Source organism: Pseudobacter sp., from assembly GCF_051955275.1.
In the GTDB taxonomy this organism is placed as follows: domain Bacteria; phylum Bacteroidota; class Bacteroidia; order Chitinophagales; family Chitinophagaceae; genus Pseudobacter.
On sequence record NZ_JBQCGW010000307.1, the window covers coordinates 1 to 12014 of the forward strand.

General features: G+C 47.9%; 8 protein-coding genes. 5 read left to right on the forward strand and 3 right to left on the reverse strand.

All coding sequences use genetic code 11. The features are described 5' to 3' along the window. The 4 genes from ACTHMC_RS27440 to ACTHMC_RS27455 form a co-directional block, all read left to right on the forward strand. Nucleotides 1–1743 (forward strand): sodium:solute symporter family protein (locus tag ACTHMC_RS27440; protein WP_440418256.1); only part of this gene is annotated, 1743 nt, incomplete at its 5' end. A gap of 134 nt (nt 1744–1877) precedes the next feature. Further along, a complete protein-coding gene (locus tag ACTHMC_RS27445; RefSeq protein WP_440418258.1) occupies nt 1878–2552 on the forward strand; it encodes a GDSL-type esterase/lipase family protein in 675 nt (224 codons plus the stop codon). A 21-nt stretch (nt 2553–2573) separates the two neighbouring features. Further along, nucleotides 2574–3521: a DUF4434 domain-containing protein gene (locus ACTHMC_RS27450; protein WP_440418260.1), complete on the forward strand. Its 948-nt coding sequence runs from the start codon at nt 2574–2576 to the stop codon at nt 3519–3521. 126 nt (nt 3522–3647) lie between these two features. Next, nucleotides 3648–4847, forward strand: coding sequence for a copper amine oxidase (locus tag ACTHMC_RS27455; RefSeq protein WP_440418262.1), 1200 nt, complete (start codon nt 3648–3650; stop codon nt 4845–4847). A gap of 1 nt (nt 4848) precedes the next feature. On the opposite strand, the gene ACTHMC_RS27460 is transcribed toward ACTHMC_RS27455, so the two are convergent. Next, a complete protein-coding gene (locus tag ACTHMC_RS27460; RefSeq protein WP_440418263.1) occupies nt 4849–7833 on the reverse strand; it encodes an endopygalactorunase in 2985 nt (994 codons plus the stop codon). Nucleotides 7834–7982: 149 nt separating this feature from the next. Here ACTHMC_RS27460 and ACTHMC_RS27465 point away from each other — a divergent pair, with 149 nt between their 5' ends. Next, nucleotides 7983–8423: a hypothetical protein gene (locus ACTHMC_RS27465; protein WP_440418264.1), complete on the forward strand. Its 441-nt coding sequence runs from the start codon at nt 7983–7985 to the stop codon at nt 8421–8423. Between the two features lie 61 nt (nt 8424–8484). On the opposite strand, the gene ACTHMC_RS27470 is transcribed toward ACTHMC_RS27465, so the two are convergent. Continuing rightward, nucleotides 8485–10704: a DUF5723 family protein gene (locus ACTHMC_RS27470; RefSeq protein WP_440418266.1), complete on the reverse strand. Its 2220-nt coding sequence runs from the start codon at nt 10702–10704 to the stop codon at nt 8485–8487. A 186-nt stretch (nt 10705–10890) separates the two neighbouring features. After that, nucleotides 10891–11778 (reverse strand): LytTR family DNA-binding domain-containing protein, encoded by an 888-nt coding sequence (locus ACTHMC_RS27475; protein WP_440418267.1) that lies wholly within the window; start codon nt 11776–11778, stop codon nt 10891–10893. Nucleotides 11779–12014 lie beyond the last annotated feature (236 nt).

Sequence of the window (12014 nt, forward strand, 5' to 3'; positions counted from 1 at the left end):
GATAACAATATCAAATGGTACTGGCTCGGATTCAGCAACAGCTCCGGCATGTTCGACGTAAGCGGCACCGCCTTCTACGTGGCCCTTCTCTTCGTGTACGGCTTCAAAGCCGCCTGGCTGCCATGGCTCTGGCCAGTATGGAACCAGATCTTCGTGATGGTGTTCCTCGCTATCTGGATCAGGAGAAGTAATGCCATGACCGGCGCCGACTGGATCATCAAACGTTTTGGTGACAGCAGAGGCGGCAGGCTCGCTCACATGATCGTTGTGGTCTTCGCTATTGTCAGCGTGATCGGTTTCATCGGATACGTATTTGTAGGGATCGGCAAGTTCGCCTCCAATATCCTGCCCTGGGACCTGAGCAATCCGCTGCTCACCAGTCAGCAGACCTATGCTTTCATCATCATTGCGCTCACTACTTTCTACACCGTGAAAGGTGGCATGTACAGCGTGGTAGCCACTGAAGTATTACAATACGGCATCCTCCTGGTGAGCTGTCTGCTTGTAGTAACTTATGCTGTCCGCGATGTTGACTATAATGCCCTCCATCAGCAACTTCCCAATGGCTGGAGCAATTTCTGGCCCCAATGGAAGCTGGATGTGGACTGGGGCGCCGGCTTTCCGCAAGCCTCACAAAAAGTATCGGAAGATGGTTTCACCTGGTTCGGCGCACTGCTGATGATGATGGTGGCCAAAGGCATCTTCGCCAGTCTCGCAGGCCCTGTACCCGGCTTCGATATGCAAAGGATCCTCAGCGCCAAGAAACCCAAAGAAGCCGCCATGCTCACCGGTTTCACCAACCTGGTGCTTTTCATTCCGCTCTTCATGATGGTAAGCGCCCTCACACTCGTAGGCATTCACTACCTGATGCCCGAACTGCAGGGACAACAGAAACCGGATTTCGAAATTATTCTTAGTCGCGTTGTAGGCGGCTACCTGCCCGCCGGTATCCGTGGCATCGTGCTCGCCGGCCTGCTCGCCTCTTTCATGAGCACTTTCTCTGCCTTTGTGAATGCGGCACCCGCATACCTCGTGAACGATTTCTATAAAAAATATTTCAAGCCGGACGCACCTCCCGCACACTATGTGAAATGGAGCTATATCGTGAGCGTTTCCATTGTGCTGGTTGGCTGCGTATTCGGTCTCTTTGCCACTTCTCTGAGCAGTCTCACCATCTGGATCACTTCCGCACTCTACGGTGGTTATGCCGCCGCCAACGTGCTCAAGTGGATCTGGTGGCGCTTCAATGGATACGGCTATTTTGCGGGAATGCTCACCGGCCTGATTGCCGCTACTTTTGTACCTTCCTTAACCGCATGGTTAGCCGATAATACCGAATATAAAGATGTGTTCGGCAGCGGTATAGGTACGCTCGTGTCGTTCTTCCTGATCCTGCTACTGAGCATGAGCGGAAGCATCATCGGTTGCCTGCTCACACCGGCACCTTCACAGGAAGTGCTTACCAGTTTTTATACTAATACAAAACCATGGGGCTGGTGGAAACCCGTACTGAATATGGTGCGTAAGGTGAACCCGGCATTTCAGCCGAACCAACAGTTCAAATGGGATATGTTCAATGTGGTGATTGGAATTGCCTGGCAGATGAGCATGATCATTATGCCGATACAGTTTGTGTTTGGGTTCTTCGAAAAAGGATTTATTGCAATGTCTGTATGGCTGGTGACGATGATCATCCTTAAATTCACGTGGTACGACAGGCTGAAGATCACTGCAGCAGACTGATCAATGATGTAGTGCTCTTTATTTTTCCTCCGCTCCGGGTTTCTTGAAACCCGGCTGCAAAATCTGCCTGACAACCTGGAAGATTGATGGACGGAGGATTTGAGTTATAAGTGCAAATGAAATTGAAAAGATGTATGATGAAGAAGTTTTCATTGGGGGCCATGATGGCGGTTTGTTCTTTGGGAGCAAGCGCGCAGGTGGCTGTAGATAGTAGTTACAATAACACATATTATCAGCAGCGGATGGAACTGTTCCGGAAATCGCCGGTACAGAAGAATGCCATCCTGTTCCTGGGCAATAGCATTACAGAGCGCGGACCATGGCAGGAACTGCTGCCGGGCAAACCTGTGGTGAACAGGGGCATTGGTGGTGATAATACTTTCGGACTGCTGGCCCGGCTGGATTCACACCTGGTAATGAAGCCGAAGGTTATCTTCCTGCTGATCGGTATCAATGATATCGGAACAGGAATACCCACAGAAATGAGTGCCAATAATTACCGGAGGATCGTGGACAGGATACGTACCGTTTGTCCAAAGACTACTCTGTATATCCAGAGCATCCTGCCTATGAACGAAAAAATCCTGACAGCGGCATACTTAAAAAACAAGAAAGACAGGGTGATTGCGCTCAACCAGGAGATCAGGAAGATCGCTGCCGAACGCAAGCTCATCTATATCGATCTTCATGAGGTGTTTGCAGATCCGGAAGGAGAACTGCACGCTGAAATGACCATCGATGGCATTCACCTCCACCCATCTGCTTACGCAAAATGGGTGGAGTTCCTGAAAGCCTTACATTATCTTTAACTGAACCTGAACAGAATTTTTATGCAGATAACTGGCACTTTCCTGGACGAGATCAGTCATGATATCCCACACCAGAACTGGGGGGAAGCTGAATGGCGCCGCGACTTCCAGTATATGAAGGCCGTAGGCATCGACACCGTGATCCTGATCCGCAGCGGCTATCGGAAATTCATCACCTATCCGTCTGCTTACCTGCTCAACAATCACGGTTGTTATGAACCACCCGTTGACCTGGTGGATATGTTCCTGAGGCTGGCGGATGAACTGGGTATGAACTTTTACTTCGGTCTGTATGATAGCGGCAAATACTGGGATACCGGTGATATGCAGCATGAACTTGATGCCAACCGTTTTGTGATCGACGAAGTATGGCAACGTTATGGACATTACAGGAGTTTCAAAGGCTGGTACCTGAGTATGGAGATCAGCAGGAAAACGAAAGGCGCGGCTCATGCATTCAGAACACTCGGCATGCAGTGTAAAGAGGTGAGCAATGGACTGCCCACACTCATCTCTCCCTGGATCGATGGAAAGAAAGCCGTGATGGCCGCCTCTTCATCTCTCAGCAAAGAAGATGCTGTAAGCATCAAAGAACATGAAACCGAATGGAGTGAGATATTTGATGGAATCCGCGGCGCTGTTGATGCAGTTGCTTTCCAGGATGGACATATCGATTACAATGAACTGGATGCCTTCTTTGAAGTGAACAAAAAGATGGCTGATAAGTATGGACTGCAATGTTGGACCAACGCAGAGAGCTTCGACAGGGATATGCCCATCAAGTTTTTGCCCATCAAGTTCGAGAAACTGAGGCTGAAGCTGGAAGCTGCACGCAGAGCGGGCTACGATAAAGCCATCACGTTCGAGTTCTCGCATTTCATGAGCCCGCAATCAGCTTACCTGCAGGCAGGCCACCTGTACAACCGGTACAGGGAATATCTCTCTCAACTTGGTGAATCAACAGGCTGAACAGGGTATGCCAGGGCACAGCACAATTAAACTGATTATGCTGAATCCTTGCATACTGTTACTGCAAATACAGATGAAGTTTTCTATAACTGCATCATTTTTATAATCCGCACAATTCAAGAGCACATGAAAAAGACAAATATTCAGCAATACAGTAACAGGATGGCATTATCCCTGCTATTGGCAGGAGCCATGGGAAGCACTTCGGCACAAACGCTGCAACCTGCTTCAGAACAGGCTTTGCTGCAGGCCAAACAGGGTAGCATTGTAGAATTGCCTGGCTTCTTTTCAGGGAAATTCCAGGAGATCGCTTACGAGAAGATGGTGTTGCCTGGACCACAGTATATCATTTCCGATGATCCCGAATATATACGCGTTCCTGAAGCAGTGGCGCTTCGCGAAGCCGTACAACCCGGGTCTGTACGAGTATACATGTATAATGTGAATGGAGTGAAAGAACCCGAAATGGATCGCAGGATCAATACGGTGATCAAGAATACCGGGGATCAGAAGATGACCCTGCGTATGCTGAAATATTCTTCCCAGAAACCAACCACCAATTATTTTGGTGCAGGCAAGAACGGACTGGCTGATTATTTCAATGCAAAACCCGCGTCGAAGACACGCACTGTCAAACCCGGACAAACAGTGGTACTGGACGAAGCGATGGAAAAACGCATCGCTAAATACGATGAGCTGGCGCACGGCTTTTATGAATTTGTGATCGATCAGCCTGGCGTGGTCAGTGTGGTGCAGACTTCACCGGAGAAAGGAACTGTGAAGGCCAGTGAGCAGATCGATACGGTGTTAAGCTCAAGGCATTCCAATGCGGGCCGCGGTATTTTCGGCGTAAGCAATTACCAGGTAAATACAACGGAGGTGTTTGATACGAAGAACGGCCCTGCGGTGATCACCATTGCCGATGGTAACCAGGATCCCTGGGTGCTGGGCAAAGATGCGGCTACCGGTAAGATCGCTACACTGGCAGGCAACTATGGCGTGATCTACAATATCGAAATGAAATGGAAAAGCACCGATGGAAAGGGGCTTGCCCTGGTCACCTGGAATGCCCGTTCCGCCGATAACCAATGGTGCGGTGGTATGGCCAATACCATGGTGGTGAGCGAAGGCAAGTTCAAAGGCGGCGTTATCAAACTGCCGGAAGATCGTCTGATAACCAAGGCTGCTCCGGAAGCAGTACTGGTGCAGATCTTTCAGCCATCGAAGAATGGTGAAGAACAAACCATCCGCATGACCTATTCTCCTCCCGGAGCCAGCTGTCTGCCAACTCCGCTCGTGTTCATTCCTGTTGACATGAACAAATAAATCATTGCTGCTTTTGTCCGGTTTCCGGTGGTGGCTTTAATGCTGCTGGTTGTTTAGGCCGGTTACCGGACAAAGGCAATACTTTCTTCTTCCACTCTTCTCCATACACTTTATTGTTCCCGGTTTTTATGCCGGTTGAACCGCGTTGCGCAATGGCTGTTGCATTCTCTTTGCCAAGCACCATTTCGTTATTAATTATGTCTGCGTTCAGTACATCATCCAGGAATACAGCATAACGCTGATCCGTTTCTTCAAAGTTGAAGCTGCTGTTCTTTACCTGTAAATCTTTGGCATGCCTGGCCCAGAGGCCGTATGCAGGCTGTGTATTAAGGTTGCTGGCATTGTATTGCCCGACGCCCAGTTCGGGCGGATTGGCGCTGGTATCGGAAATCGGGTTGCTTCCTTTGACGAGGATATGAACGTCGTTGAACTGAACGTTTTTGATATAGCCGGTATATGATCCGTCGGGGAGTGTAAAATCAAGCCCGCCTTCCACTACTGAAGAGGCAGGCAGGGCGTATCCGGCGATGATGGCGGTGGCCCTGCGTTGTTTTCCGTCATACTCCTTCCAGCGGTTGCCACTGTACGAGCTTCCTGCATACACTTCACTGATATCGATCCCGTTGATCAGGATATTTTCCACTTTCCCGATATTCACGTTTTTGATCAGCAGTTCATTGTGCTTTTCCCCGTTCTCTGTAAACGAATATCTGCCAGCTTCGGCTCCCAGGATCCGCGCGCGGTTGGAGATGGAAATGAAGAAGGGCGTAAAGGTTCTAAGCATTTTAGACCGGGAATGCAGGCTGCCTGTATGTCCGCAATTGAGATGGATATTTTTGATATGTCCACCATCGTTGGTGGAAATGGAAAAGCCTGCTTTGTTGGCGCCGAGCACATAGATATTATCAACACAGATATCCTGGATATCATCGGCAGTTTCAGAACCGATCTGGAAGAGATTGCAATTGGTATCACCGATCACATTACGAACACTGTACGTCCTGGCAGGCCTGGTAAATCCGAGGGAGCAATCGGAGCCGGGCTTGACGATATCATCGGAGCTTACCTTCGAATAGATATTCTTTACACGAACATTATTACATGCCATGAAATCATAGATGTCACGGGCATTCTTGCCGTTTGCTTTTCCGAAATAAGTATCGTGTACATCGATATTGTCAGTGCCTGTAGCCAGTAACACGAAATGCCCGCCCTGATCGATGTGCAGCATATTGGCAAGTACGGTATCCTGTTTATTGGCAGAGAGGATATAATAGGGCTCGTCGCGTATTTCGTCATACCAGAGATCTTCGTTCCTGTTCAATCCGCCGATCTCGATATTGGTGCAGAGTTTGAAAGTGAACATCTTGTCTGACCGGTTATCGGGTGCATTGTTCATCACTTTGTCTCCTGTTACCAGGTTGCCGTTGCCGGTGATGCGGCCGTTGCCGGTGATTTTGATATTATCTTCCCGCTCGGCAAAGAACATGCAGTTGCGGAAATAGTGATGCCCCACATCCTGTTTGGTCATGTAATTATCCGGATCATCGTAAGGACCGGAATCAGTAGAAGAGAGGCCGGAACGGTATTTTTTATCTGAGAACCAGGTGGTCTCAGGAGCATCTCCGCCTTTCAATGCTGCGATGGTGGCTTGTTTACCAATGAAGAGATGAACATTGCTTTTGAGATGGATAGTGCGCACGTTGAACCAGCCTTTATCGAAGTATAAAGTTCCACCGCCTTTGCGGTGGATAGAATCGATAGCTGAGTTGATCAGGTTGGTATAATCCTTTGCGGGATCTCCATCAATGCCTATTCCGGATACGGCAATTTTCCCTGAATAATAATCGACAGTATTTGAATTGGATCGGACTTTGCCGTATGAATAAGCAAGCCGGAAACTATAATGCTTATCAGGTTTCAGATGGGTTATCTGTGCGCTTCCTTTATTGGCATCCATGCTGGCGGTAGCTTGCTTCCATGTTTTTCCTTTATCGGTGGAAAACTGCACTTGCGGCGCCAGCATGCCCGGCTTAACTGACCATCGGAAATCAACACGGGACCAGGTATTTGCATCACCGGAATAAGTTGTGGCAAAATCGGGGATACGCTGAAAGTCTGCAATGTTCTTGTGAGTATAAAGACTGGCTTCTTCTTCCTGTCCACCAAAACTGTTCAGGGCAACGGGCTCCGTGACCGAATAATTGCTTTTAAAAATAAACTGACCTGGTGAGTGTTGGAGCCTGGTTTTCATGGTCAGCGTTATATCGGCGCCGTTGGAAGGGCGGAGATCCAGGCCGGACAGGATTATCCAGGTATTACCGTTTTTATCCTTTTTCAGTTTGGCTGTGCCCACCTTACGATGGCTATATTTATTTCCTGTGCGACCGATGGACTGCTTGCTGAGATCTTTCAGCAGAACGGCTCCGCGGCCGATCACATTCACTGTGATGCTGCTGGTGTCAACGCTTATTCCGGCAGGGATCATGATGCGGACGGTGGCATCAGGGGAACGCTGGCCTGCTGTATATAGTAATGTAATGTCAGTGTTGGTGCCGGCTGTTTTATCGGGTTGAATGATTTGCAGCCTGCCATTCAGTGCGTGAAGCCGGGGCTCCAGCCTTATTTTGATATCCTGTTTTTTTAAAACGATAAAATCTCCGGGAACAATTTCTCCTTCAGTTTTCAATTTTCCGGAACTGTCCGTGATATAAGAGGGGATCGTATGGTTCCAGTTGCCAGGCATGGATTTGACGGTGGGGCGGATATGAACCAGACCGCTGTCGGGATGCGTATCCGGCGTGAAGGCGTAAGTGGTGCTGCTGATCAGCACGAAATTGGCAGAATCCCGGCCGCCATAGGGATTGTAAAAGATCTGCGGTCTTGTATGGTATGCAGTTGTTGCTTTATCTTGCGCCATCAGTGTCAAAGGCATTACCATTGTAAAAAGGAGCAGGATGCGGGAATTATTGAACAGGAATACCATTGCAAGAGTTTATTGTAAGAGATGCCGGAATTTACGAAATGAAAATAGTCGCTTTGACGCTGACGAAAGTAATTTGAATTGGCATAGCATTCAATAAAACAATCAGTGGAATAACCTATCTTGGTAAGGATATAAATTTAAACTGATCCATGAATCTGAGAATTATTTTATACAGTGGAATTCTGATCTTTCTGACCAGTTGCAATTCCACAGATACAGTTATCCTGAAAAGCAAATCTGATCTTGGCCTTTATGTTGGGGACCCGGTATTCTCCGATCTGGATTCAGTGGGTTATATTCAGGATATCCAGACAGTGAAAGGGGAAGTCATCTACACAGCAAAGCTGCAGCGCAGCCTTGGGTTAAAAAAACATTCAAGGTTAGTGCTGGATTACGGTTTGATGAGCGGTGACCCTTATCTGAGAGTCAGGAATAAAGGATTCGGCGACCATATTAGCATAAAAGATACCATTACCATTGATACATTGGCAAGAAAGACAGAACGCCTGGATAAAGTAATTAAAAATTTTGTTGATAGCCTGGCAGCAAAGACTGTAATTAAGCCAGTTGATTCAATTCTGTATCCATGATTTAAAAAAAAGAAAAGAGACTGCCTGGTACAGACAGTCTCTTCAAAATATTCATTTCAATTTACGGATTCACCGATTTCACTTTCTGCTGGTCCACATTCCTGATAATCACTTCCACTCTTCTGTTACAAGCCCTTCCTTCTTCCGTTTTATTACCACATTTCGGATTGTCCTTTCCAAATCCACGTGCAATCAATCTGCTCTTATCAACGCCGGCAGCCGTTAATGCATCGGCCACTGCCTGCGCACGTAATTTAGAGATCTTCTTGTTTGCCGCCACGGAACCGATATTATCGGTATAACCATCCACATAGAAGTTTGAATTCGGGATCACTTCGTTCATGGTTCTTGCAGCAGTTTCTATGATACCCCTGGATTCAGCTTTGATGGTTGCTTTGTTGAAATCGAACAGGATGTTCTTGAAGTCGGCAGTGATCTGCACCACCACATCTTCAACCGGACAACCTTTGGAGGAAGCAGGGCCGGGTTTATCCGGACAAAGATCCTCTTCATCATTTACGCCATCGCCATCACGGTCGGGGATCGGACAGCCGTTATATTTGGCAACACCGGCAACGGTTGGACATTTATCATCCTTATCCGGAATGCCATCGCCATCTGTATCCGGGCAACCCTTGAACTGACCGGAGCCTGGCTGATCAGGACATTCATCGATCTCATCATTCACGCCATCACCGTCGCGGTCGGGGATCGGACAACCATTGTATTTGGCCAGTCCGGGCACCGTTCTGCAACTGTCTTGTTCATCATTAACTCCATCACCATCGGTATCGGGAACCGGGCAGCCCTTGTAACGGGCAACACCCGGAACGGTGACGCAGCTGTCTTCATCGTCATACACTCCATCCATATCTGTATCCTTGCGGATTTTCTTTTTGTTCTGCAGGCCGAAGCGGATGCCTACATGCAGATCGGCCTGTTTGGATTTATCGAATATCGCTGTCCATAAACTTCCGGATCCCAGGAATACGGGGCCTGCACGTAAGGAGATACCTGCATTCCATTGCGTAAGCTCACTGTAATTGACGGGCAACGCAATGCCGAATTTGGAAACCTCCCAGCGGGGCGTAACGGTGTAACTGTTCCAGGCAAAAAGGTTCAGATTGCCGGTTTTGCTGGTGGTGATCTGCGCATTCGCGTTGGCGTAAAATCCTTTCGCGATCAGGTAATCCACATTGATCTGAACAGAAGTGGGCAGTGACACTTTGTACTTCTCATCCACATTGGCATCCGGCGTGAAATAAGGGCTATTATCCAGGATGCTCTTGTACTCGCTCACGGATTTGTCTTTGAACTGGCTCAGCAGGAACTGCTGTCCGTTGGGGATATTCATGGTATAGGAACCGGACTGGTTACTGTTCTTATTGAACCGGATTTCGCCCACATCCAGCAATGCAACGCCTACTTTCACTTTGTACTTGTTCGCGAAGCGGTCGTCCTCGAATTTTGAATAATCCAGGTTGGGCCGGTACTCGTACACGAGGCCGATATCACCGCCGAAACCATGACCATTGAATTTGAAGAAATCCCCGAAATCATAATCATTGAAATTGGCTTCGGTGGTGTTGAGGATCACGCGGCCCGATGCATTGGTGAGATAAGTGCCGCTGACACCCGTGTTCACGGTGCCACTGAAGTTCTCACGACGCAGGTAGGCGTCGGCTACACCTGCAAGGTATTTCAGGGTAAGACCTGCTTTTACAAAGTGGTGGCTTTTGTTGCGCGTAAGGATCTGCCCTACGGAACCACCGATCTCCGTCCAGGCGGCTGAGTTGATAATGGATTTCCCTTCTGAGAAATTGATCGGATAGGTGGCATTGGCTTCTCCCGCATCTATCACCGCCCTGGCGAAGGGCCCGTTGATATCACGGGCATTGCCAAAGATACGTGCACGGGTGGTGAGCGCCACTCCCGTTCTGGCGCCTGCATTGAACAATACGGAAGGACCGAGGATATCGATCCGTGCCATCGTATTCAGGTTACTGCCATTTCCGGAAAGGAGTTTGGATTTTAGAGAGTCTGCGTTGAAAGAAGATTTGGTGATGTCTTTGAAGCTAAGACTGTTCTGGTTATTACCGGCAAAGCCGTCGATGGAAAAAAGATTGATATCCCATCTGGAACGGCTGTCTGCAGCATTGGCCGGATTGAAAAAAACACCGTTCACACCAGAGTAATTACTCGTTCGGTAGCCGGGATAGCTTTGCGCATAGGCAATACCGGTAGCCGCCATCATTAAAGCGCACAGGGAAAATTTTCTCATACTAATAGATTTAATGAGTGCAAAACATAACAATTCATGCTCACTTTCTACGTAAGGAGCAAAGGGGATACTTTTGTTCGACAGGGGATAAATCTATATAAGCAGAGATAGGGGAGAATCGCTTTAGCAATTACTGCTCAAAGGCATACAAATTCTTTGCCAGTTGGTAAATGATACAGGAACGGCTCAGGCTTCGCTCATCCATTTGCGGAATGCCGGAGCGGTTTCCTGGCTGATGATCACCAGGTGCTGGGCTTCTGACACGGTAAGGTCTACCTGCAATTTCACTTTCTCAAACGGTTTGAAACCCTTGATGAAATTGAGTCCTATGATATATTGCCTGTTAGCCCTGAAAAACATGTCTGTATTGAGTTCTGTTTCCAGTTCACCCAGTTTTTTATCGGCTATATATTTTTTGCCGAGCCGGTCCAGCGCATATACGATCTTGTTCTCCGTATAAAAAAGCGCGATGTCCTCCATCTTCACGGGAATGTTTTCGAGTCCTTTTCTTAATAATAGCCTGCTCCTGCGCCGGTGTACAGCGGTTTCAATGCCCAGATGAATATTCTGTGATAATAAATGACCGTCGTCTTGTTGCGGCATCGCCTCAACAGGGGGCATTGTATCTACAACAATTTGCTGTGGTGTAGGAGCGAGTGTTTTCTTATCCCGGTTCAGCAGTATCAGTTCTTCTGCCAAAGTAAGTATGAGCGTGGCCAGCACCATATTGCCCAGGAATTGTAAAACGGGAGCCATGCTGGTGCGGTAACCCGTAAGGGTGATCCACAAAAATACCAGCATACCTGAGAGGAACACACTAAGTAAGGTATTGACCGCACAGATCACGCTCACTTTTTTAAACAGTTCAGTGTTCAGCCAGGGTTGCTCACGCAGATAAAGATGAAAAATACGTGCAATAGTGTTGATCAGGAAAGTAAGAGCGATGAAAAAGATACAGGTGATAGTTAGCCCTTCCGGGGTGAAATTGCCAGGGATGATGAGACCTGAAAGAAATGGAATCATGATGCCTAACAATAAAGTAAAAGACACGCGGATGTAATTAGTCCGATTCATACAACTACAATTTTTCAAATGTGAATTGTGCAATTCGGAATATTTCTCATGTGACAAACTGATAACAGACGCTTATCCCAAGCCATGCTACAAGCTCATGATAAGTTCCAGTCAAGTTTGATAATCGGGTACTCAGCTTTGCTGAAGGTACAGTGGTCTGTTTGCTACGATTGGGGGCTTCGGGAGAGTTATGCTACTATAAAGATAGAGTACTTCGCGCATAAAAATGCTGCTTC